The following is a 23,773-nucleotide window of genomic DNA, read 5'->3' as shown; positions in this document are numbered from 1 at the left end:
TTATAACGCCATAAAAGACTGCACCCCCTAAGTCAAGTTCAGGGTGCAGCCAACAGCGTTGCAAGCTGATCTTCGCCGATCACTTGCACCCCGAGCTGGCGTGCTTTCTGCAGTTTGCCGCCGGCCTCTTCTCCGGCGAGCAGATAATTCGTTTTCTTGCTTACGCTGCTGGTAATCCGGCCGCCGTGCCGGCGGATCAAGTCCTCAAACGCGTCTCGTGGCCGGCTGAGCGTGCCGGTGATCACCCAGCTGGTACCGGCCAACTTGGCGCTCAAGGTTTCAACCTCGCCCTGGTGGCCGAAGTTCAACCCGTGTCTTCGCAAAGCTTCAATCAGCGCCGCATTATCCGGGTGGCGGAACCAATCGTAAATGCTCTGCGCCATGACGGAACCGGTGTTATGCGCGCGGGTTAACTCCTCGACCCCGGCGGATTTCAAGGCGTCCAGCGTTCCAAAATAAGACGCGAGCTCGCGCGAGGCGGTCGCCCCCACGTGCAGGATGCCGAGCCCGAAGATCAGGCGCCAGAGCGGCTGGCTTTTACTGGCTTGAATGGCGTTCAAGAGATTGCTGATGCTCTTGGTTCCCATCCGCTCCAACCCGCCCAGCTGCTCGGCCGTTAGGTCATAGACATGATCGATCCGCCGGACGAGCCCCGCATCGACCAACTGGGTGACCATCGCTTCGCCGAGCCCTTCAATGTCGAGCGCGCCTTTGTGAGCGAAGTGTTCAAGGCGCCGTTTAACCTGGTCCGGGCATTCGACGTTCACGCAGCGGAGATCCACCTGGCCGGCCATGTGGACCACCGGCCGGCCGCAGCTTGGGCAATGGTCCGGCATGACGAAAATTTGCTCCGTACCGGTGCGGCGCGCGGCCACCACTTCAACGACGGCCGGGATGATTTCCCCTGACTTTTCGATGCGCACCACGTCACCCACCCGGATGTCTTTGCGCTTGATCTCCTCTCCGTTGTGCAGCGTTGCGCGCGCCACCACGGTGCCGCTAAGCTGGACGGGCTCAAGGTTTGCCACCGGAGTCAGCTTACCGGAACGTCCCACCTGGACGTCGATCGACAGCAAACGGGTTTCAGCCCGTTCCGCCTGGTACTTGAACGCCATCGCCCATCGCGGCGCCTTGGAAGTGTAACCCAGGCGCTCGCGCTGGCCGAAGTCGTCCACCTTCACCACCGCCCCATCCGTTTCGTAAGGGAAGCCGTGCCGCATGACGTCAAGTTCCTTGATCGCCGCAAGCACGCCTTCCACGGTCTCGGCCATCCAGGTCCGGGCCGGCGTGCGCAACCCCCACCCGGCGATCCCGGCCAGGGCCGCCTGATGTGACCGGACGCTGCTCCCGGAGACATAGCCCCAGCCATAGAACACGGCGTCCAGCTTGCGTTCAGCCACAATCCGGGCATCAAGCTGTTTCAAGCTGCCGGCGGCGGCGTTTCGCGGGTTGGCAAAAAGCGGTTCCCCGGCCTGTTCACGACTTTCATTCAACGCGGCGAAAACCCGTTTCGGCATAAAGACCTCTCCCCGGACCTCCGCCTCCTCCGGGTACGGCGGGTGCAGACGAAGCGGCACGGAACGGATGGTGCGCACATTGGCGGTCACGTCGTCACCCGCCACCCCGTTGCCCCGCGTGGCGGCGTACACCAGCTTGCCACTTTGGTAAAACAGCGAGAGCGCCACCCCATCGACCTTCGGCTCGATGATCGCTAAAGTTCGTTCTCCGGCGAGGTGCCGTTCAATCCGGCGAAAGAACTCAGCCACTTCCCCTTCGGAATAGGTATTCTCCAGGCTCAGCATCGGTGAGCGGTGCGTAATTTGCCGGAAAGCGTCCAGCGGCCGGCCGCTCACCCGCTGAGTCGGCGAATCTGCCGTCACGAACTCCGGGTGGGCAACCTCCAGGTCCCGCAAAACCCTCATCAGCTGGTCGTAAGCCTGATCGCTTATCTTCGGCGCAGCTTCCTGGTAATAAAGGCGATCATGCTCCTCGATCTCGCGGCGCAGTCGCCGGATTTCAGCTTCGACCTGTCCCGGGTTTGGCATGTTTATTTTTATCGCAGACGCTCTTGTGTCTTACGATTAAATGCCCGGAAGCAACGCAGAAAATCAAAAACCTTGGGCGACGCTGACACTGCATAAAACCGCCCATCAGGAAAAACCAAAGGTGGCTGCAGAACGGCAGGCATTACGTCCACCTTGGCGTTTTTTTTTGCAGAGGGCTGGGTGCGGTTACGGTGTGGTAGGTACCGGCACGGCAACAGGACGGATGCGTCGCTGGCCTCGGAGAATCCGCGGGAGGGCCGGCCAACCTGCCGCTCCTCCCGGGCACTCAGGTCCCGCACCGCCCCTGAAAGCGGATGCTCAGCGCACCTGGCACAAGGGTTGCTCTACTAAAAGGCGTTCAGCCAACGAACGGGGATCAGTAAGAAGAGCGCGGCTCGATTGGTGAAGGATGCAGTTGCCGTCGTCAAGGGGGGAAGGCGACGCTCAACCAGGGAAAAACCAATCGAGCCGTCGCCACCCGCGTACCTGTGCTGGGGTCAGGCGGGATCGGCTCCTGCTTTTTCCCGGGCATGCATTGCAACGGTTTCAAGGGAAGTCAAGCATGAGGAAAAGAGCGCCTGCGCACGTGCGCAATGCGGGTAAGAACGCAGCACCCTTCCAGGATCCATTCCGGATCGCCGTGCATCTGGGAACCGCGCGTAATCAGACCGGCTTTGCCGGCTCGACCGACGAGCCACCGATTCGTCTTTGGGACGCCTGGCGCTATGCTTACCCCGCAATACGGCCTGCAACGCAGACGCTCCTGATCGAGTAAACACCAGCGCACACGACCAGCCAGCCGGCCACGCAGGCAGGCCTGTCTCCGCCGAACCCGTGCGGTTCGGTTTCAAGCCGCCGACTCGACGACCGAGGGCAGCTTTTCGTTCACGACCGGACGTACCCGGTCGCAATCCACGGTGAGGCCTCCGGTCGCTTCATACCAGCCCACGATCGCTTCCATCTTGGATCGAAGGTCGCCATCAGTGATGTCGACGTAAAACTTCGGCAGGATGCTCTTCTCCGCGTAACTCGCCAGGAGCTCCTGTTCGCGCATGATCAGGGTTAGGTCATCATACTGGCTCGGGTTGCCCGAGACCTTGAGGCGCTCGCGCCGCGCCTCAACAAAGGTATCCGGGTCGCGATGGCAGAAGACCAGGCGGAACCCAAGCTGGTAAAGGCGTTCTTCCAATTCCGTGAAGTCGTATTTCCGGTGCCGGTAGAGCCACTGGTAGACCTGGGTCGAGAGATGGAAACGGTCGACAATGTAGGAAAGGTAGGGTTGATGCTCGAAAAGCTGCAACCACAGCTCGTACGTCTCAAGGGCGAGCGTTTCACGTTCCGGGCTGAAGGTGATAAGGCATTCACCCCAGGGCGCGTTCAGGAATCCCCCCCATTCCGCGGAGATGATTGGGGAATGGTAACGGTACTTGCGCGGCCCCACAAACCGGGGATGCTCGTTCAGACCGAACGCAATCTCCGTTTTATAGGTCATCCGGGTTCCTTCGAGAATTATTTTCGGACAAAGGTTACGCCAGTTTGTTTTAGGCTCAGGACGGTCGCTGCTCATGCGGGAAAGGAAGAGATCCGGATTAAGGTAAACGGTTTAGCGAGAAGATTCGCACCCCCCGTACGTACGATGGTCCCGTGACGCTGCCAATCTTTTTTGCTGCGTTCTGCTCAACCGGCTCAAAAAGCGAACGTCCATAGGTCAGAACTGAAACGTAACTTTTGGCGAGGTCGCCACGACCTCGTAGTATGATCCGTCTTTACGTCAGCCTTTTGTTTGCGGCGTTTGCGTGCGGTTTCGCCGGACTACCCATCATCGCAGGTGCGTCCGAATCTACCCGGACGGCCGACGTCGCCGGCCGGTGGCATAACCAGGACGGCGCATTCGAAATCTATGAAGAATCCGGAAAACTGAACGCGAAAATCGTGGCGCTGCGCGAACCGCTCGCCCCTGACGGCAGGGTCAAAACGGATATCCACAACCCGGACGCCGCCAAACGCAGCCGCCCCATCATCGGTATGGTCTTCATGACCGGATTCACCCCCGCTGGCGCCGGGAAATGGGACCATGGAACCATCTACGATCCGAAATCCGGCAAGACTTATTCCTGCACCATGGAGTTGACGGGAGCCAACACCTTGGAGGTGCGCGGTTACGTCCTTCTCTCCGTCATCGGACGCACGGAGATCTGGACCCGAGGTGACCTATAAAATGCCAAAGATAAAATGCCACAAATGCCACAAGTGAAAAAAATGCCACAAATGACGGACGTCTAGGATGCCGCAGATGTTATAAGCGGAAGAACGCCATAGATGGAAGAGAAGCCAGCCGGTGGCGTGCTCTCCTACTTCCGTCATTTGCAGCGTTGCCCTGACGCTACGAGCCGAAGGGGCCGGGAATGCCGCAGGTAGGAGTCCGTCATTTGTGGCATTTTATCTTTGGCATTCTATAAAGGCCAGCAGTCGTTCTCCGCGCTTGGGCCAGGCCAGCGCACAGGCACGTGCGTGCGCAGCGCGCGTTGCGGCCGCGTAGGCGGCGGCATCATCGAGCAGTTCGATGATGGATCGTGCGAGCGTATCGGCATCGCCGGGCGGAACGAAACGGCCGGCGCCCTGATCACCTAGCACTTCTCGCGTCGAAGGCAGGTCGCTGGCGACCACCGGGAGACTGTGCGACAGGTAATCGAGCGCTTTCACCGGGCAGGTCAGGTAACGGTTGTATGCGTCATCGGCCAACGGAGCCAGCCCGACGCTGGCACGCGCGCTCAGATCCCGGCCGAGCGCATCCGGCGGGCGTGAACTTATGACTTCGACCCACGCGCCCACGCCCTGATCGGCCGCCTGGCGTTGCAGGGCGGCGGCCTGCTCGGAATTGCCGCCCCAGAAAGCCAGTCTGATCCCGGCCCGCGCCAGTTGCGGGGCCGCGGCCAGCAGCAGATCGCGGCCCTTGCCGCGGGAGAGGCGCCCGATGTAGACGGCCCGTCGCAAGACACGGCGCGTTTCGGGGTCGACAGGCGGCGCATCAACGGGGTCGGTGCCTAGCGGCAACGTGCAAATGGCCAACCGGCTCTGTCTGGCGGCAAACAGGTCCCGTTGCGCGCCGGTGATGCAGATCACGCCGTCTAACCACGGTAAAAATAACCGTTCCAGCCAGCTTTGGCGTACATCCTGGCTCCTGACCGGCAAGCGCTGGGCGCGGCGCCAGGCAAGGTCGCCATGAAAATCATGAGCTTCATAGAAACCAAGCAGGCGCGAGCCGCACCATGCCTTGAGCCAAACCAGGTACGGCAAGAACGAAGCTTCCCGGGTAATCACCGCGACCACCGCATTGTTGCTCACTGACGTGCGGATAAACCGGGCGGCCTGGCGAAAGATCGGGCCGCTGCTGGTCTCACCAGGGCGCAACCCCCACCGGGCGAGCAGCGCCGTACGCGCGACCCGATGGATATGAAGGTTCGGGTTGGCATCCAGACCATAGAATTCCTTCAGGTCACCGGCGGTCTCGGAAGCCGGTCCTGCACCGACAAAAAAGTGAGTTTCTTTCCCCAGCGCCGCAAGGGCGTACGCATTGCGCAGACCGACGTTCACGATCGGCCCCGGTTGGCGCCAGTCGCGCTTGTTTACCCAAACGCAAATCACCGAAGGATAGAAGCGGATGCAAATCGCCATTGCAACCCCGGGCGGGTGCGACCAGCTTACCTGCCTGGAATCGGCCATGCTGTTGCGACCCCTTTCGTCTCTTCTCCCGCGATGCTTTGTGAACTGGTTTGGCGTAACCTGGGCGGTAACGATGGCGCTGCCGGCCGTTACCTTGCCCGCCAGGGCTGCCGACCCGCTGTCGTTCGAAACGGTGCCGGTGCAGGTGCCTTCCGAACTCCGTGAGGGTACGTTCGATCGGGAACGAAGGCTGCGGGTACCCAAAGGCTTCATCATCGAGGTGGTTGCTCGAATCGCCCGTGCCCGCTTTCTGATGGGCACCCCGGCTGGGAACCTTTTGGTTTCCCAACCGGCGCACGGCAAGATCTGGCTGGTGCGGCTTGACGGAGATCGCTCGGTGCAACTGCTCGCCAGCGGGCTCCGGCTGCCTCAAGGCATGGCCTTTAAGAACATCGACGGCGCCACTTACCTTTACGTCGGTGAATGCAATGAGATTGTGCGTTTCCGCTACGATCCGGCTTCCGAAAGGGTCTCGAACCGGGAAGTGATCGTACCTAACCTGCCGGATGCCAGCAGTGCGGGACTGGGCGGCGCTTACGGGCACGAACTCAAGAACCTGGCGATCGGGCCCGACAACAAGCTGTACGTCGATGTCGCTTCAGCCACCAACGCGAGCCCGTCCGACACCACCAGCAACCCGGTACGTTCCGCGATCTACCAATATGATCTTGACGGTAGCCACGGGCGGATTTTCGCTCGCGGCATCCGGAACGCCGAAGGCCTGGATTTTTTACCCGGTACGGGCGAGTTGTGGGCCGTCGTCAACGAGCGAGACGAGATCCGGTTCCCCTTCCACCGGCCCTGGCGCCAGGGTGACGGCGACGACTACGGCAAACGCCTGAGTTCCTACGTTGACGATCACCCGCCGGATGAGCTGATCCACGTCAAAGACGGCGCCAACTACGGTTGGCCCTTTGCAAATCCCGATCCCGATACCCCTTCCGGCTTGGATAACATGCCCTTTGACCCGGACTACGATAACAATCCGGATTGGCGCCGTTTTCCCGAATCGACCTTTACACGGGTGGATAAAGGCATCCAGGCGCATTCCGCCCCGCTCGGAATGGCCTTTCTGCAATCAAGCAATGTTCCCGAACAGGTACGGCATGGACTGGTGACGGCCTACCATGGCTCGTGGGATCGGACCCGGAAGACCGGTTACAAGGTCGCGTACTTTCCCTGGACGCACGATGGCCGGCCGGGCTCACAGGTTGACTTGGTAACCGGGTGGCTGGACGACGCCACGCAGGACGTCTGGGGACGGCCGGTAGACGTCAAACCGGGCAAGGATGGGGCACTCTACATTTCCGACGACGACAGCGGAACCGTCTACCGGCTCGCCCGCGCCAGGTAGAGTTCGGAGCTCGGCGTTTGGAGTTCGGAGTTCGGAGTTCGGAGCGGCCGCGCCCGTCGTGTGCCCCTAATCTGTGTAACCTGTGGATGTTTTCTCTTTTCTGCGTGTTCTGCGTGTTCTGCGAATCCACCGCCGTGGTCGCCGTGGCTTGCCGTGTTCGCCGTGTGAACTCTTACGTCGTGCCCGCCAAATCCGCTGTGTCCGCCGTGTGACCGTGGGACTAAGAACTGGAATCGGTGGCCAGTTGACTCTGGCGGTATTTGCCGTTTTGGGTCTGTTTGCGCACCGCTTCGAACAAATCGGCGATGCTGCGCTTATTGGCCATGTTGACGACAAACGGCGGCAGGTTGCCGCCCGCGTCCGTCAACAGCGAATAGATGGCTCGCGTCGATTTGCCGTCCGCGGTGGGTTCAAGCGTCCAGGAACCTTCGTCGAGGTTCATCCGGGTCACGCCGGCCTGAACGGCCGGCCCGGTAGCGTTGTCCGCTTCCCAGTGAGAATTGTAGATTATGTTGCCGTCAGGAGCTTTCGATACCTGCTCCTGGATGCGGATGGTGACGTCCCGGGGTCCGACCAGCGGCGGGTCAAGCTTCATGTAGACGGTGGCGGTTCGCTTGGCGGTGTCCCTGTTCAGGAGCCTGGCCTCAACCGTGTACGGCATGAAGCTGGGGTAGCTGTCGACGTCGTCGAGGACGTTTTTCACGACCCAGGTCGGCGCATCAATCGTCCCCACCGCCCGGAGTTCCTTGATGGGGTTACCGCCGCGGTCCCGGACCGAGATGGCGAGGCCGGCAGTTCGACTCACCTCCCGCCAATCGCCTTCCGAAGCCTGACAAAACCAGGGGACCGCAGACAGGAAAGTCACACCTGCGATTCCTACCCATCGGGGCAGCCGGCTGATCCGGGTTGAACACTTCATCCTTTTCGGAAATCGAACTCGGCAATGCATGACACAGTACGTCCGTATTTAGTCGCGTGGACCTCAGGCGCGTTGGTGCCCTTGGTCCAGTGCACGCCCGACACTGAATCACGGATCCGGCGCCAATCAAGACGAGTCTTCCAAACCGCACCGCTCAATCGCATCGCCGTCAAAGGCGGGCACGGCGCAACGTTGCCCAGCCATAAATGCCCCCGGCGAGGCCACAGGCCACGCCGGCCAGCAAACTTACCAGGACAAGCCCGTAATGGTTGGCCTGAATCCACGCAAACGCAACCACCGACAACCCGATGGCACTCTTCTGAAAGATCGCCTGCACACCGAAATAAAGCGCCTCCCGGTGGTAGCCGGATCGTTTGGCATCGCGGTCAATAACCTCGGCGAGCAAGGCAAACGGGAGTACGGCAAACCCGGCGGCCGGCAGCGCGGCCAGCGCGGCCACGATTTGTGCGCTGGCCAAGCCGGGCAGAAGCCGACCGCACACCCCAAAGAGCGGAAACTCCAAGCCGGCCAGCAGAAGGGCGCCCGTGAAACAGCGGTGCGGTCCGATGCGCTTGGCCAGCCCGTTGCAGATGAAAAACCCGATCAGGTTCACCCCGATAAAGGGCAGCATCACCAGGGTTACGGCGCCCGGGGGTGCGTGCAACTGCTCCTGAACCAGCCGTGGGACAAGCATCAGGATCAGGTTCAGGCCGAACCAGAAAAGAGACGTGGCGGCCAGGAGCGGGTGGAAATCCGTATTCCTGAGTCCTTGCCCTAACCAGCGGGGAAACTCTCTCAGACCGGCGGGCGCCGTGCTGGTGCGTGCCTCCGATTCGCGCAGAGTAAAAGCTGCGGGCAAGAAAGAGATGACCACGCCGGCGGCGAGCATCAAGGCTATCGCCCCGTAGCCGCCAGCCTGCAGGACCGCGCCGGTCAAGGCGAAAGAGAGGGTGCCGGCCAGGGCCGCGGTCGATTGTGCGGTGGTCAGATTAAGGCGGTCACGCTGATCCACCAAAAGTTCTGGCAGAAGCGCCAGGTAGGGGGTAATCACCAGCCCGTACATGAGAAAATAAAACTGGGTAACAACGAACGCGTAGAGGGTGCGCCCGGCAGGATCGAGGGTTACGGGCGGCGTCCAGAGCAACACGCAGGCCAGGGCAAACGGGCCGGTGCCCCAACGCAGAAAGGGAAGCCGGCGGCCGTACCGGGTCCTCAGGTTATCCGTCCAGAAAGCGATGAGGGGATCGGAAAATGCGTCGGTCAAGCGCCCGGCGAGAAGAAGGATTGCAAAGGTGGAAGCTGCGAGTACGCCCTCGACGACGTACCGCTCGTAAAGCCACTGCGACATGACCAGATTCGTCAGGTTCATGGCAAAACCGCCCAGGCCGTAAACCAGGAGCAGCCGCGTTTTTGCAGGGGCTGAAGCGTAATTAAGGGCAGGCACCGACCTTGCCTATCCGACGTTTGCCGAGATAGCAATCATGGGATGTCGTCAACGGGAATGGGCCGGAAGGCCCTGACCCTCAGGGCTGGGCAATGTCTATCACGCCATGCTGAGCAAAGCCATTCTGCGGCGTCCGGCTTGACCCGGATACCGGTCCGTTGTGACTTAAAGACAATCTTTATCCATTCCACCATGACCCTCGCCTTCTCCCCAATTGTGGCCCTGATTGCTGTTACGCTCTCACCTTTGGTCTCTCTGATCGCCGGGATTTTGATCCTGATTGTGCCCCGGTTGCTTAGCTTTATCGTGGCGATTTATCTGATTGTGATCGGCCTGCTCGGGTTGCTCCACATGTGAGACGAATTCCCGGGCGCCCGGCGCAGGCGTGGAGACGAATTGTTCAATATTGTTCATATGATGAGGAAAATTCTGCTTGGAGCGGTTGTGGCCACCCTGGGTGGCCTTCTGGCGTTGAAGGTTGTGGCCGCAAACCCAAAATTGAAGTTGGGCGATCCTATTCCCAGCGTTGCCGGAATGACTCAGGATAGCCAGGTGCTGGACCTTCCCAGCACGGGAGCGCACGGATACCTGCTCGTTTACTTTTACCCGAAAGCGATGACGCCCGGCTGCACCGCGCAGGCCTGCAGTCTGCGGGACGCGTATGCCGACCTGGTGCACCACAACGTGCGGGTGGTCGGGGTCAGCCTTGATTCGGTAGCCGATCAGAAACGGTTCCAGGAAAAGGAACACCTTCCTTTTCCGCTGATCGCCGACACCGATCGTAAGGTGACGAGCGCGTTCGGCGTGCCCATCATCATGGAGGTCGCGGCGGCCAGGCAGGCTTACCTGTTCAAGGACGGCAGGCTGGTCTGGTTCGATACGCACGCTGCTACGGACAAGCAGGCGCAGGATGTGCTCGCCGTGGTGGAGAAATCCCCGTCGTAATGCGAACCTTTCAAAACCAGATCACTTATGTCACAGCAAGACCCCGCCGACCCACACGCCCCGATCCCTACCGATCAACCGGTTCTGGAAAACGCCATTATCGCGGTCGAAGGGCTCGACGATCAGCATCGCGCGGCCCAGATTGAAGCTGCCCTGCGCGACCTGGATGGTGTTGAGAGTGCAGTCGCCGACCTGGACCGGGCCGAAGTCCGGGTGACGTTTGATGCCCGCAAAGTCCACGCCCCCTCGCTGCACGACGCTATTTTGGGGACGGGCTATCATCCGACGGCGCAAGCCGACAACAGCTGAAAGCAGCTGAAAGGGAATGCCGCAGATGAAAGCCCTTTATTCGTGGCATCCTATTCTTCAGGTGCCCGTTGCTCCAGGCGGGGCCCCCTGAGGCGCCGGCGGGGGCGGCGCGCCGCGTTCGCTGCGTGGGCTCGGGGAGGGCGAAGGCGCCGCCGGTACCTGGTACGGATTCTCCAACGGTGGCGTCCAGACGTCCTTACGGCGGATCAACAGGGCGATCAGCCGGCGCATGTTCGTGCTTCGTCGCGTAACGCTGTTGTGCTGCCGGAAAGTCCTCTCATCCAGCAGAACAGCGGCATTGGCGCCGGCCTGCGCGGCCATTTCCCGTACCTCTTGCATGCTCCGGGCACGGGGCTGAACGCTTTCCGTCTGAACCGTTACCCTGCCGAGTTCGTCATAGGCGACCGGCGGCCGGCGATTAATAATCTGAACCGAAGCCGGCGAGATCGGCGGGTAGGTTGGCGTCTGCGCGGCGGTCGAACGCCCGCTTGCGCGATGCGCGCAGCCGCCGAGCGTCAGGCAGACCGCGACGTTTAGCGCAATAAACAAGTTCAGGTAAACCCCGCAACGCGGTTGTTTCACCCTTTTGGATCGTGGCATCTTTGGCCCAGGTTGTTGACCTGCCGCGGGCCGGCATGCCGCCGCGGCGTCCATCATCGAAACTCATCCCCGGACGGCACCGGCGTCTCCCGGTACGGCTCGAAGTTACCGTGGTAAAAATCGGGCGAGTCGTCCACTTCTTCGCGAAGATCGTAAGTGCCTGCCCGGGCAGGAAACCGGTCTTGAGGGGCGCTCGGGAAACCGACCGTGGTTACCCGGCCAGACTGCGCGCAGCCCAGTAAAGCCGGCAGAAGCGTGCCGGCGAGCGCCATGAAACGGGCAAGCTGTTTCTTCGCCGGGCTCATCTCGCTGTCATTTACCAAGCATAGGCTTGAGGCGCTTCGCCGCCAGGACCCGGAAAAATCTCATCGAGCCTTCGCAGGATTTCCCCATCCAACCTGATTTCGGTTGCGCGCAGGGTGGACTCAAGTTGCTCGATGGTTCGAGGGCCGATGATGGGCGCCGTCACGATGGGATTGTGCAAAAGCCAGGCCAGGGCCACCGCGGCCGGGGGTTCGCCCAGTTTTTTGCACAAGGCTTCGTACTGTTCGAGCTTGGGCCGGTTGTCGTTGATTTCCTTCCGGGCTTCCTCGCTGGTACGCCGGCCGCTTTCCAGTTTTTCCAGCGCTCCGCCCAGGAGACCGCCGGCCAAGGGGCTCCACGGGATGAGTCCCAGGCCGTAGTACCGGCAGGCGGGAATAACTTCCAGTTCCACCACCCGATTATTCAGGTGATAGATGCTTTGCTCACTGGAGAGCCCCATCAAGCCGCGCTTGGACGCCTCCTGGCAAGCGGTGGCGATGTCCCACCCCGCAAAGTTGCTGGATCCCACGTAGACCACCTTGCCCTGGTGGCTCAACTGTCCGAAGGCCTGCCAGATCTCGTCCCAGGGGCAATCCCGGTCCACGTGGTGCATCTGGTAAAGGTCGATGTGGTCGGTCTGGAGCCGTTTCAGGCTTCCCTCGCAGTGCTTGCGGATTTTATAGGCGGAAAGACTTCGGCCGTCCGTATTAGGTTCAGCCCGGTTGGCCTTACGCTGAACGGGATTAAAGACCTTCGTGGCCAGGACCACCGCTTCGCGGCGGCTCCCGCCCTGAGCGAACCAGCGCCCCAGGATCTCTTCCGTGTCGCCCTGCTCGCCGCCCCGGCCGTAAACGTCGGCAGTGTCGAAGAAATTGACGCCGAGCTCCAGGGCCCGGTCCATGATCTTGAAGCTTTCTTCCGGGCCGGTATGCCAGCCGAAGTTCATGGTGCCCAGGCAGATGTTGCTGACCAGAACCCCATGTTTTCCTAAACGTTTGTATTCGATTGCCACCTTTAATCACCTTAATCGGTACGGATCGCGGATTGAACGAACTGCGAGCCCGCCGGGGGTAACCCGGCCACTCAACCCGCGACCCGTACGAGTCGTTTCAACTTTTGTGTTTTATCAGTGCATGTGGTGCCGCGGCGCAGCGCCTTGCGGGGCAGCATCCGGCGCCTCGCGCCGTACGCGGGACTGTGACCGTTTGGCGAAGTAGGCCATGATCAAGCCGAAAATCAATAACACCACTCCCCACGTAAGATTGACGTTGATCCCAAGCGAGCGCTGGTAGGCTGCGCTGTTGGCGGACATTAGCCCATACAGGGCCAGCAACAGACCCAGGATGGTGAACAGATAACCAATCGGCAGTCGAATATCGAAGCCCATATAATCTCCGTCTAATTTGTTAGTTTCCTCCTAAAAGAAAAGTACGTTGAGCAACAAGGTCAGCGCCAGCACGATCAGGCCCACCGGCACGGGCCGGGTATACCATGCGCCGCCGGCGTCGTGCGCCTTGTCCGTCAGGGCATAAACCAAGCCGCGCAGCTCACTTTCCGGCCGCGGCTTGGTCGCCAGGCTGACGATGATCGTCACAATAAAACAGGTCGTCCAGGCCCAGATCGCGGTCCAGAAGTTTTGCGCCATCTCGCTCGAGTAGGTGTTTAACACCGCGATCCAGCCACCTTTAATCCCGGGCACGGCGCCTTCCGGCAGCGTCAGACCCTGGTGCAGGGCCGCTCCGGCAATCCCGGCCAGCAGCCCCACAAAGGCGCCATGTCCCGTCGCCCGCCTCCAGAACATGCCTAACAGAAAGGTTGCAAACAGCGGCGCGTTCACAAAAGCGAACACCAACTGCAGGATGTCCATGATGTTGTTAAACGTGGCGGCAAAATAAGCCGCTCCTATCGACAAGAGCACTCCGAAGACCGTGGCGAAATGTGCCATCTGCAAGTAATGCTCATCACTGTCGCCTTTATGTATGTAGGCCTGGTAGATGTCGTAGGTCCAGACCGTATTGAAGGCCGTCACGTTTCCCGCCATGCCCGACATGAAACTGGCCAGCAGGGCCGTAAGACCGATACCCAGCATCCCGCTGGGGAAGTAGTGCAGGAGCATTTGCGGGATGACCAGGTTGTAGTCCAGCACCTCGTTGCCGTCCTTGTCGCGCACCACCTCGCCGGTCTTGGCGCTGAGCTGAGGCGGAATCAACGGTTCCTGTGCGCTGGCCACCTCTGCACTCTGCGGCGCTGAACCGTGCGCGCTCGCTACCGCCGGGTTTTGGGCGGGCCGGGTCAATGCCAGAGCAATCAAGCCCGGCAAGATTACCAGGAACGGGAACAACATTTTCGGTACCGCTGCGATCAGGGGGGTGCGGCGGGCCGCGTTCATCGAATCGGCCGCCATGGCCCGCTGCACTACCAGGAAGTCGGTGCACCAGTAACCAAATGACAGGACAAAGCCCAACCCCATAACCAGGCTGAACCACTCGACGCCCAACGGGTTGTTGTGCGGGTTATCCATGCCGCGCCAGGCGTGGACAAAGGCCGGCGGCAAGTTGGCCTTCAGGCCCCCCCAGCCGCCCACGTTTTTAAGCCCCAGGAACACCAAAGGTGCAAAGCCGGCCACGATCAGAAAAAATTGTAAAACCTCGTTGTAGATGGCGCTGGTTAAGCCGCCCAGAAAAATGTAACCCAGCACGATTATGGCCGACAGCACGATGCTGACGTGGAAAACCCAGCTCTCGGGCAGGTGCAGCACGCGAAAGGGCGTGTCAAAGATGTGCAGGGTCTGAATCAACAGGGCCATCGCGTACATTGAAATCCCCGACGACATGACCGTCATGACGGCGAAGGTGATCGCGTTCAGACCACGGGTCTTTTCATCGAACCGCAGCGACAGGTAGTCGGGTACCGAGCGCGCCCGCGAGCCATAATAGAACGGCATCATGAAAATGCCGACGAACACCATGGCCGGAATGGCCCCTAACCAATAAAAATGGCTGGTCGCAATGCCGTACTTGGCGCCGGATGCCGCCATGCCGATCACTTCCTGGGCGCCCAGGTTCGCCGACAGGAACGCCAAGCCGGCTACCCAGGCGGGGATCGAGCGGCCTGCCGACAAAAACTCGGAACTGGTCCGCATGTATCGCTTCAGCACAACGCCGATACCTAGGACGAAGCCGAAATAAATGATCATGATCAGGTAGTCGATCCATTGCAGCTCGTGGGAAGTATTCATAAAGGGGGGGACTTTAGCGCTCTATGTTCGTCTGCCGTCCGGTTATGGTTTTAATTCCCCAGTCACACCGCGGGCACGGCGCAAAAGACTCACACGGCGCCACGGCGGAAAGATTAAATCATCCGCAGAACGCGCAGAAGAACGCAGAAAAGAGAAAACATCCACAGATTACACAGATTGACACAGATTAAGGGGACCCGGCGGCAACTCTAAGGTTGACACTCGCACCCACCCCCCATCCTGCCGCTCCGAACTCCGAACTCCGAACTCCGAACTCCGAACTCCGAACTCCGAACTCCGAACTCCGAACTCCGAACTCCGAACTCTTTCCTCTTCCCGCCGTGGTCGCCGTGGCCCGCCGTGTTCGCCGTGTGAACTCTTACGTGGTGCCCGTGGTGTGACCGTGTGAACTCTTACGTCGTGCCCGCCACACCCGCCGTGCCCGCCGTGTGACCGACACCCGTTACCCGTTACCCGTTACCGTGATCTTTTCCCACCGGGGATCGGGTGGGGAAAGGAGCGCTTCGGGTGAACCGAGAACTGAAAACAGGTAGGCATGCTGGACCCGCGCTTGCAGGATCAACCGGTTGCGCAGCAGCACCTCACGAGTCGCACCGACCTTTTCAGCTACCCGTTCCGCGCTAAAATTGCGTTCCGGCACCAGCATCTCAAGACGGATCAAACCGAGACCTTTAAGCCCGAACTCGACCAGGCTGGAAACGCCCGCGGTGGCCGCACCTCGTCCCTGTTCGGCCGCGGCTACCCAGTAATACAAATTGCCGAGCCGGTGCTCGGTCTGAATCTGGTTAATCCCGCACGCGCCGACCAATTCTCCGTTGTCGGCCCGGGTGATCACGAAATCGTAGGCTCGATCTTCCGCTCGGGCCCGTTCCCGGCTTTGCAGCCAGGCTCTGGCAGTCTCGACCGTGTAGCCGGGAGTGCACCACGTGAACGAATGGCTGAGTTCCTGGCGCGAAGACGCCACTAGATCGAAAAAGATTTGGTCAAAACTCAAGTCGAGCGGCACGAGCCGGTAACGGTCCCCGGCCAATAAGATGAGGGAACGATAGTCATGCGCCAAGCCCATGGCCACCAGTGCCACGACCGGGACAAGGCCACAAATGGCACGATCGAAAAAGTGCGACAAACGGAGTCCGCGACTTATTGCGTTCCGGCGGCTGGGCCAAACACCTCGGCGGCGCAGGCCCAAGCATGCGGCCAGGTAGAGGAGCCTCATCGCGTTTGTGACACTTTTTCATTCGTGCCATTTGTGGCGTTGCAACGATGACTCACAACTTGCGAATTTTTATCACGCTCACCTGCGCGGCATTGTGCATCGGCGATTCAAGGGCGCAGGCGGCTGCCGCGCCGGCCGCATCCACCAGCCCTGCGGCGTCGCCGGCGGCCTCATCCACCCCAAGCCCGAGCCCGATTCCCTTGCCGGACGTGGTAGCCGAAGCCAACAACGCGGCAAACACGCTTCGTGACATCAGCACGGGCCTCACCTCTGACGAGGCCAGAACCAAAATCCTCGATGAACTGCCCGCCCTCGCTCGCGATATCGACGCGCGCACGACCGAGACCAGCCAGATTCTCTCCGGCAGCCCGTCGTTGGAAATGCTGGCAGAGCTGGAAAGAGAATGGCAGAGCCTCCGCGACACTGCCCAGGGCTTGAGCCGGGACCTGGTGCGGCGAGCGACCGAACTTGACGCGCGACTGGCGCGGCTTGCGCAGATGGCCGACACCTGGCGCATAACCGCTGCGAGTGCGAAGGCCGCCAATCTGCCGCCGGAAACCTCGGACCAGATTAACTCCTTCGTAGGGTCTATCCAGCAAAGCCGTAATGATCTGGAGGGCCGCAGGGCGGAAATCCTGAGCCTCCAGTCCCGGCTTGCGGCCCGGGAAACCAGGATCGACACCGCCGAGGGTTTGATCCGCCAGGCACGGGAACAAGCCACCGGCCGGCTCTGGGAGCGCGACAGTGCGCCCCTTTGGCGGCTCGGGAATTCCGGAGAACCGGGCAGCAACCTGGCGCAGGCGAGCGAAACGACCTTCTCCGCCCAGGCCAGCGCCCTTTGGAGTTATCTGCAACGGCAACCGGGAGAACTCCTTTTCCACGCCAGCATCGTTGCGCTGCTGGTTTTCGCGCTTTGCTGGGCACGGCGCGGTATCCGGCGTTGGATCGAACAAAATCCCGCCTTGCACCGGTCGACCCCGGTTTTTGAAATGCCGATCTCAGCCGCGATCGCCCTTTCAGCGCTCCTGATCGGGGTGATTTACCCGCAGGCGCCGCGAGTGATGCGGGCCAGCCTGGGTGCGGTGGTCCTGATCCCGACCGTCCTCCTGCTGCGGCGGTTGGTCGAGCCCAGGCATTTTCCAATTCTCTACGCCTGCATCAGCTTCTGGCTGCTCAACGAACTGCGCCTCGTAACCGCGTCGCTGCCGGCCGTCGCGCGCGGGCTCCTGTTGATCGAAACGCTGGGAGGCCTGCTGTTTTCGATCTGGCTCCTGAAAAGCGAACGGCGCGCATCAGCGGCTCTCAAGGAAAAACGGGTGCTGCATCCCCTGCAGCCAATCGGACTCTACGCGCGCATGGCCGCGGCGGGCCTGTCGGCGGCGCTGGTCGCAAACGTCTTTGGGTACGTGAGCCTGGCTAACCTTCTGGCCGCCGGCGTCCTGCGTGGGTCATACGTCGCGATCGTGCTTTACGGCGGCGTGCGGGTGCTCGAAGGTTTGACGGCCGTCGCCTTCGAGACACGTCCGCTTACCTACCTGCGTATGGTGCGCAACCATCGCGCCCTGCTGCGGGATCGCACCATTCGGGTGTTTCAGGCGGTCGGTTTCCTGTTTTGGTTGCACACCTTCCTGGAGCTGCTGCAGCTGCGCGCGCCTCTGCTGGGCTGGAGTAAAGCCGTCCTCGACGCCACCCTCACGATCGGCTCACTCCAGCTTTCCCTGGGCCATGTCCTGGCATTCGCCATCGCGGTCTGGGCCTCGTTCCTGGTTTCGCGATTCCTGCGTTTTCTGCTGGAAGAAGACGTCTATGAGCGCTTCAACCTGCCCCGGGGCCTTCCGTACGCCGTTTCCACGCTGCTTCATTACCTGGTGCTCGTGGCCGGTTTTTTTGTCGGCTTGGCCGCGCTCGGGTTCGACATGACCAAGTTCACGATCCTGGCCGGCGCGTTCAGCGTCGGGATCGGCTTCGGGCTGCAGAATATCATCAACAATTTTGTCTCCGGGCTGATCCTGCTGTTCGAACGCCCGATCAAGGTCGGCGATGTGATCCAGGTCGATACCGCAACCGGCTCCGTCGAACGGATCGGAATCCGGGCGAGCGTCGTTCGCACCATGGATGGCTCCGAAGTGATCATCCCGAACGGAACACTGATTTCCAATCAGGTGATTAATTGGACATTCTCAGACCGGCAGCGCGTCATCGTGATCCAGGTCAACGTCGCCCGTGGGGTGGATCCGGCGCATGCAGCGCAACTGTTGAAGCAGGTGGCCCAGGATCATCCGCACGTGGCGAAGCATCCAGCCCCCCAGGCATACGTGTCGACGCTGAGCGCAGGCTCACTTACCCTTGAGCTGAGGGCCTGGACCGATAGCTATGAAGACTGGTTTCAGATCCGGAGTGACCTGATCGGGGCGATCAATCAACGCCTGACGCACGAGAACATCCCGCTGGCGTGACGGGAACCGGCCCAGCAAAGGCGAACGCGGGGTCAGGGTTAGGAATGCGGTGCGGGCGAGGGACCATCCATGATCCACATTACCTAAACCAATCCTTTACAGGGCTGACCTCCGCGACGCCAAATTTGGAGCTGAACAAGGGTTTCCAGGGATAACGAACAACGAGGCGCGCCGGTTCGGACCCGCGGGTGCGCTACGCCTGCCGGGGCAAGTTTCTGGTTTCTTAGCGTGCTCGAACCGGACTGCATCCTGCTCTTAAGATTATTTCATTTATTTTTTAAGTCAATCATTATTGTTTTTACAAATCCTGCGCGGTTGTGGCCGGCGCCGTCACGGCGTACTGACCAAAGTCATTCTTTACGGCCCGGCCCCGGCGTGATTAAAGTTCCCGGTTAAGAGGAGCGCCCGTTTGTCGGCGGGGAGGTGGCTCGGACGCGCATGACGCCTGTGTTTCGGATAGTTCGCGCAATCCTGCTGATTGTGCATGTTGGTTGGCCGTTGGCTTCGGTCAGCTTCGGCGAGGGTCCGCCGGAGATTGGTCGCCCACTCTTCCGGTATTACACGACCCGCGACTTTCAAGGGCCGGATCAGGTTTGGGTCGGCCTTCAGGACGGACGTGGTTTAATGCTTTTTGGCAGCAACGGCTGCGTACTATCATTCGATGGCTTGCGCTGGCGCCGGACGGTAATTCCGGACGCGCAGTTTGTACGTGGCCTGGCCATCGACCAAAGGGGTCAGATCTGGGCGGCCGGCCTGGACGTGATTGGAACGTTGGAGCTGCAAAACGGGAGTTACCAGTTCCGATCATTAACCGAGCAGATTCCGGCGAACTACAAACCTTTCCGGGCCGTCTGGGACGTGTTTTCCGACGGTGACACCGTTTACTTCGCGGTTGATACAGGGCTTCTGGTCTGGCATGAAGGGCAGTTTGGGGCGATTTCGTGGCCGGCCCAGGCGGAAGATTCCTGGTTTGTATCCGGCACGCCAAAACATCTGTTTGCACACGCGCGGGGACAGCCCCTTTATGAACTCGTCAAAGGCGAGTTTCTGGTGGCGGCGGACAGCGGGCCGTTGCGGGAAACGAAGGTCAGCCGAGCCATCGATCTGCCGGACGGTGACACCCTGCTGCTGACGCCTGATCGCGGCATCTTCCGCTTGCGGGGGTCCGAGATAGAACCTTTCCCGACGGAGGCGGATTCAATTTGCCGGAGCGGCCGGTTGATGGCCGGGATTTTGGTGGCCCCGGACAAGCTCGCGTTGGCGGTTCGGGGCCGCGGCTTGGTGTTTATCGACCTTTCCGGCCGGCTGGTGAGCACTTTTCTGGAAGAGAACGGGTTCCCCGATACTGCGATGCTGAACCTGGTCACGGATCGGGACGGAGGACTCTGGGTCTGCGGCGAAACCGGATTGACCAGGGTGGTCCTGAAACCTAACTACCAGTTCTTCGACAGTTTGAACGGGCTCGGACGCGGAAAGGTTAACGATGTGCGGCGGTACCGGGGAGCCATCTACGCAGCGGCCAAGGATGGGCTGTTTAGGTTGGAACCGAACGGAGGTGGACTTCCGTCGCGGTTTCGCCGGGTGCAAAACGTGAGTTCCGACATTTGGCTGCTCGAAGAGGTTTCCCAGGGATTCCTGGCCGGCGCCTGGGAAGGCATCTACTACCTTCAGGGAAACGGGGTGAAACTGCTGACGTCCCGCCAGCGAAGCGTGACCTCCATGCTTGTGTCTGCGCGTTTGCACGGGGTGGTCTTTGTGGGGATGCAGGACGGCTTGGCGATCCTGGAGGATCATGAGGGTACGATCGTGCCCGGAGAGCGCCTGAGCGGTTTCGGCGAGGATGTCCGGTCGCTGGCGGAAACGCCTGCGGGCGACCTCCTGGTCGGTACGCTCGGTTCCGGGCTTTTCAGAGTTCATGCAGAGAGTCTGGAGGCGTTGCGCGCCGGGCGCGCGCGCGGCGAGAGGATTGCGCTTCCCGGCAGTCTGGGCAGCTCGAAGCAGGAAGCTCACATCGTGGCCTGGGGCCAGGGCTACCTTTTCGGGCTTGGGCCGGAGCTGTACCGGTTCGATCCGGAAAGTCGACGGTTCAGCGAATTTGGACTCACCCCGAAGTCCGAACACGAGACGATACAGTTGATCGTTGCGGGAAGCGGTTTGCCGCCTCGGCTTTGGCTCGTAAGCGCGCCGGTTGAAAACGACGGTGAGGGATCAGGCGTCGAGAAGATCTGGCGGGTTGCTCCGGACGGCAACAGGGAGGCGTTGCCTGGGTCGGTGGTACGGTTTGTGGGGGAAGTGAAATCGATCCGGGAGGAAGAACGCCCTGAGGGGCCGGTGGCCTGGATCAGCGGAACCTATGGGGTCGTGCGGGTCGACCTGGCAACGGAGGTGGGAACGCGCCCGTCGAGTTTCGACATTTATCCCGAGGAAGCCATGGCGGAGGATGGGCGTCCCATGGCTCTGCCCGGATTCCCGAGAGCTCTGATTGTTCCATTCGGCGAGCGGGACTTCCAGGTGCGTTTCGGCACGGATCGATTCGGGCAGGGTGAGGCACTGCGGTTCCAGGCTCGTCTGGATGGGCCGTCCGCTTCCCATTTAACCCCGATTTCCGATGAGCCGATCTGGCATGCGGGAGCATTAAATGAAGGCAACTACCAGCTGCATGTGGTCGCGGTGGACAGTGACGGCGTGCAAAGCAGGCCGTTTCGACTCGCTTTCATCGTGCGGCCTCCGTGGTTTCGTACCTGGTGGGCATGTCTGACCTATGGCGCGCTTTGCGCCTTGTCCATCGCCCTGCTGGTGAGGCTGCGCGTTTATCAGTTGCAGCGACGTGAGAAGGCCCTTATGGCGGTCGTCGAGCAGCGGACCCGCGCCTTGCGGGAAAGCCAACTGCGGCTGGAAGAAGCGAAGGAAACGGCGGAAGCGGCGAACCTGGCGAAGTCAAGATTTCTGGCGAACATGAGTCACGAGCTGCGGACGCCGCTGAACAGCATTATCGGGTTCTCACGGCTCGCGCTTCGAGATCCGGCCTTGCCGGAGCCGCAGAAGCGCCGGTTATCGAGCGTGTACACGAGCGGCGAACACCTGCTTCAGATGATCAATGAGCTGCTGGATGTCTCGCGGATTGAGGCGGGGTCTGTCACGGTGAACATGGCTCCGGTCGAGCTTAAGGCTTTCGTGACCGATTTGGCCGACGAATTCGAGCTGAAGGCGGAGCCTGGCCCGGTGAAGTTCGAAACGGAGCTGGCTTTTGAGGGGCCGGTCTGGACCCTGACCGATCCTTTGAGGGTGCGGCAGGTCTTGACCAATCTGTTGAATAACGCTTTCAAATTCACCAGAGCCGGTTCGGTGGCTTTATGCGCGCGGCGTGAGGGGGATCGGATCGTATTCGAGGTGCGGGACACGGGATTGGGTATCCCCTCGGGCGAAGTCACCCGCGTGTTCGAGCCGTTTTTCCAGGCATCCAATCATACGGAGCACCAGCACGGTGTCGGGTTAGGGCTGCATATCTGTCGTCGTCTGGTTGAGGTACTTAATGGCGAGATCACGGTTGAAAGTTTCCTGGGTCAGGGCAGCACGTTTCGGGTCGTGCTTCCGGTGAACCATTGGAGCGAGCCGCATGCCCTTGCCCGACCGCTCCGGAAGATCGTAGGCTACGAAGGTCGAAAGCGTCGTGTCCTGGTGATCGATGATGACCCGCAAGATCGATCGATGCTTTGTGAATTGCTGGAAGCGTTGGGGTTCGATGCGCTTTGTATGAACAGCCCGTCCGGGGCGGTGAAATTGTTGAGTTCTCCGGACCGGTTCGACGTGTTAATCAGCGATTTGCGGGTGCCGGGCGAGGACGGGTTTGCGGTGATCAGCCAGCTTGGCGATCTCGGAGATTCTGCCACGATGCTCAAGGTCGCGACCTCGGCCAGTGTCTATGAGGAGGACAAAGCGGAGGCGATCCGGCATGGCTTTGACGAGTTCTTGCCGAAACCGGTGCGAGAGGATGAACTTGTCGAGTTGCTCGGGCGCCGGTTGGATCTTAAATGGGTGTACGAGCAATCTGTCGAGGGGACTGAGCGTCCTGCCGCGCACGCACCGGTAGCCGGGGAGGACGGATCTTCACTGCCGCGCACGGAACTCCTTGCACTGCTGAAGGCTGCGCAGGTGGGCGACGTGACGGCGGTGTCAGGCAGTCTCAAGCGGTTGAAAGATCAGCTGCCGCAGCATCACCTGATCTACAGCCGCTTGGAGACGCTCCTGCGGGAGTTCCGCATGCATTCCATCGAAGAGTTTTTGGAGAAAATGGCCGGCGCGGATCCCTCCGCTGAAGACATCGGCGGGTCGGAGGGATCGCAGAACCCGGTCCGGGAGCAGCCGTGCACGAAAGCGGCCGGCCTCGGGGAAGCAGGCTGACCCTTTACCAGCGGTCAGCCTGCGCCCGGTGCTTACTACGGCTGGAGGTCCCTACTTCTTCGCCCCACCTCCAATCAAGATTATCGGAGGTTGCGGTGCCGCCCTTAGTTAAATTTCGGAGTTTTTCCGGGTGCCGGGTCACACGGCGGGCAAGCGGTTTGGCGGGCACAACGTAAGAGTTCACACGGCGAACCACGGCGACCACGGCGGAAAGAGAGGAATCATCCGCAGAACACGCAGAAGAACGCAGAAAAGAAAAAAACATTCACAGATTACACAGATTAAGGGGATGGCCGGGAAGGTTCAGGCTGAGGCCCCGAGCTTGACGCCAACAGGGGACCCTTAGGATGCCGTTTTGAACGCCGAACTCTTTCCTCTTCCAGCCGTGGTCGCCGTGTGGACTCTTACGTTGTGCCCGCCACACCCGCTTCGGCCGCCGTGTCACCTTAATCTGTGTCAATCTGTGTAATCTGTGGATGTTTTTTCTTTTCTGCGTTCTTCTGCGGGTGATTCCTCTCCTCCCGCCGTGGTCGCCGTGGCGCCGTGTGAAAAAAAAGAGCCCCGGGGTCCTTTTTGAGGAACCCGGGGCCCATCAGTTCTGGCAACGGCCTACTCTCGCACCGCCTCACGCGGCACTACCATCGGGGCTGCGGCGTTTCACGGCCGTGTTCGGAATGGAAACGGGTGGGGCCACCGCGCTCGGGTCACCAGAGGGCTGGCGAAGCTGAAGCCAGGCCCGGGGGGCTAGTGGGGGGGCTTCTCTACACTTCTTCTTGCCTCAACTTCGCCAGAAACTCTG

Annotated in this window: 19 protein-coding genes and 1 rRNA gene; 8 read left to right on the top strand and 12 right to left on the bottom strand. The window is 60.7% G+C overall.

Features of this window, described 5'->3' with window-relative positions; genetic code table 11:
• Nucleotides 1-38: 38 nt before the first annotated feature.
• On the bottom strand, nt 39-2,045 hold the full coding sequence (gene ligA, locus JO015_05630) for an NAD-dependent DNA ligase LigA (protein ID MBV9998578.1): 2,007 nt from the start codon (nt 2,043-2,045) through the stop codon (nt 39-41).
• A gap of 562 nt (nt 2,046-2,607) precedes the next feature.
• Here ligA and JO015_05625 point away from each other — a divergent pair.
• Nucleotides 2,608-2,820, top strand: coding sequence for a hypothetical protein (locus JO015_05625; protein MBV9998577.1), 213 nt, complete (start codon nt 2,608-2,610; stop codon nt 2,818-2,820).
• Between the two features lie 72 nt (nt 2,821-2,892).
• On the opposite strand, the gene JO015_05620 is transcribed toward JO015_05625, so the two are convergent.
• Entirely contained in the window at nt 2,893-3,612 is a 720-nt protein-coding gene (locus JO015_05620; protein ID MBV9998576.1) for a hypothetical protein, read from the bottom strand.
• A gap of 188 nt (nt 3,613-3,800) precedes the next feature.
• Here JO015_05620 and JO015_05615 point away from each other — a divergent pair, with 188 nt between their 5' ends.
• The gene (locus JO015_05615; GenBank protein ID MBV9998575.1) at nt 3,801-4,262 is read left to right on the top strand and encodes a DUF2147 domain-containing protein; all 462 of its coding nucleotides are present in this window, start codon (nt 3,801-3,803) and stop codon (nt 4,260-4,262) included.
• Between the two features lie 222 nt (nt 4,263-4,484).
• On the opposite strand, the gene JO015_05610 is transcribed toward JO015_05615, so the two are convergent.
• Nucleotides 4,485-5,720 carry a glycosyltransferase gene (locus tag JO015_05610; GenBank protein MBV9998574.1) on the bottom strand — a complete coding sequence of 412 codons (1,236 nt, stop codon included), beginning with the start codon at nt 5,718-5,720 and terminating at the stop codon, nt 4,485-4,487.
• Between JO015_05610 and JO015_05605 the strand changes: the two genes are divergently transcribed.
• Nucleotides 5,707-7,122: a PQQ-dependent sugar dehydrogenase gene (locus JO015_05605; protein MBV9998573.1), complete on the top strand. Its 1,416-nt coding sequence runs from the start codon at nt 5,707-5,709 to the stop codon at nt 7,120-7,122. The two genes, JO015_05610 and JO015_05605, sit on opposite strands and share 14 nt — an antisense overlap.
• Before the next feature lie 220 nt (nt 7,123-7,342).
• Here the strand turns inward: JO015_05605 and JO015_05600 are convergent, their stop codons facing one another.
• Both JO015_05600 and JO015_05595 read right to left on the bottom strand, forming a co-directional pair.
• Nucleotides 7,343-8,041, bottom strand: coding sequence for a hypothetical protein (locus JO015_05600; protein ID MBV9998572.1), 699 nt, complete (start codon nt 8,039-8,041; stop codon nt 7,343-7,345).
• A gap of 169 nt (nt 8,042-8,210) precedes the next feature.
• Nucleotides 8,211-9,485 (bottom strand): MFS transporter, encoded by a 1,275-nt coding sequence (locus tag JO015_05595; protein MBV9998571.1) that lies wholly within the window; start codon nt 9,483-9,485, stop codon nt 8,211-8,213.
• A 192-nt stretch (nt 9,486-9,677) separates the two neighbouring features.
• Here JO015_05595 and JO015_05590 point away from each other — a divergent pair, with 192 nt between their 5' ends.
• Genes JO015_05590 through JO015_05580 form a run of 3 tightly spaced genes read left to right on the top strand, consistent with a single transcriptional unit; the run spans nt 9,678 to nt 10,739 of the window.
• On the top strand, nt 9,678-9,842 hold the full coding sequence (locus tag JO015_05590; protein ID MBV9998570.1) for a DUF3096 domain-containing protein: 165 nt from the start codon (nt 9,678-9,680) through the stop codon (nt 9,840-9,842).
• A gap of 57 nt (nt 9,843-9,899) precedes the next feature.
• On the top strand, nt 9,900-10,430 hold the full coding sequence (locus JO015_05585; GenBank protein MBV9998569.1) for a peroxiredoxin: 531 nt from the start codon (nt 9,900-9,902) through the stop codon (nt 10,428-10,430).
• A 27-nt stretch (nt 10,431-10,457) separates the two neighbouring features.
• Nucleotides 10,458-10,739: a heavy-metal-associated domain-containing protein gene (locus JO015_05580; protein MBV9998568.1), complete on the top strand. Its 282-nt coding sequence runs from the start codon at nt 10,458-10,460 to the stop codon at nt 10,737-10,739.
• 57 nt (nt 10,740-10,796) lie between these two features.
• Here the strand turns inward: JO015_05580 and JO015_05575 are convergent, their stop codons facing one another.
• The 6 genes from JO015_05575 to JO015_05550 all read right to left on the bottom strand — a co-directional run bounded on the left by JO015_05575 (nt 10,797) and on the right by JO015_05550 (nt 16,027).
• Nucleotides 10,797-11,321: a hypothetical protein gene (locus JO015_05575; GenBank protein ID MBV9998567.1), complete on the bottom strand. Its 525-nt coding sequence runs from the start codon at nt 11,319-11,321 to the stop codon at nt 10,797-10,799.
• 71 nt (nt 11,322-11,392) lie between these two features.
• Nucleotides 11,393-11,644, bottom strand: a complete 252-nt coding sequence (locus JO015_05570; protein ID MBV9998566.1) for a hypothetical protein — start codon at nt 11,642-11,644, stop codon at nt 11,393-11,395.
• An 11-nt stretch (nt 11,645-11,655) separates the two neighbouring features.
• Nucleotides 11,656-12,648, bottom strand: a complete 993-nt coding sequence (locus JO015_05565; protein MBV9998565.1) for an aldo/keto reductase — start codon at nt 12,646-12,648, stop codon at nt 11,656-11,658.
• A gap of 120 nt (nt 12,649-12,768) precedes the next feature.
• A complete protein-coding gene (locus tag JO015_05560; protein ID MBV9998564.1) occupies nt 12,769-13,029 on the bottom strand; it encodes a hypothetical protein in 261 nt (86 codons plus the stop codon).
• Between the two features lie 30 nt (nt 13,030-13,059).
• Nucleotides 13,060-14,880, bottom strand: coding sequence for a sodium:solute symporter family protein (locus tag JO015_05555; protein ID MBV9998563.1), 1,821 nt, complete (start codon nt 14,878-14,880; stop codon nt 13,060-13,062).
• A gap of 463 nt (nt 14,881-15,343) precedes the next feature.
• Nucleotides 15,344-16,027 carry a GNAT family N-acetyltransferase gene (locus JO015_05550; protein ID MBV9998562.1) on the bottom strand — a complete coding sequence of 228 codons (684 nt, stop codon included), beginning with the start codon at nt 16,025-16,027 and terminating at the stop codon, nt 15,344-15,346.
• Nucleotides 16,028-16,164: 137 nt separating this feature from the next.
• Here JO015_05550 and JO015_05545 point away from each other — a divergent pair, with 137 nt between their 5' ends.
• Both JO015_05545 and JO015_05540 read left to right on the top strand, forming a co-directional pair.
• Nucleotides 16,165-18,573, top strand: a complete 2,409-nt coding sequence (locus tag JO015_05545; protein MBV9998561.1) for a mechanosensitive ion channel — start codon at nt 16,165-16,167, stop codon at nt 18,571-18,573.
• Nucleotides 18,574-19,197: 624 nt separating this feature from the next.
• Nucleotides 19,198-22,974, top strand: a complete 3,777-nt coding sequence (locus JO015_05540; protein ID MBV9998560.1) for a response regulator — start codon at nt 19,198-19,200, stop codon at nt 22,972-22,974.
• A gap of 596 nt (nt 22,975-23,570) precedes the next feature.
• Here JO015_05540 and rrf read toward each other — a convergent pair.
• Nucleotides 23,571-23,686, bottom strand: a 5S ribosomal RNA gene (gene rrf, locus JO015_05535).
• Between the last annotated feature and the right edge of the window lie 87 nt (nt 23,687-23,773).

The sequence above is a fragment of the Verrucomicrobiota bacterium genome, from assembly GCA_019247695.1.
Classification (GTDB): domain Bacteria; phylum Verrucomicrobiota; class Verrucomicrobiia; order Chthoniobacterales; family JAFAMB01; genus JAFBAP01.
The sequence above is the reverse complement of the archived record's forward strand: the minus strand, read 5'-3'. Positions and strand labels throughout refer to the sequence as shown.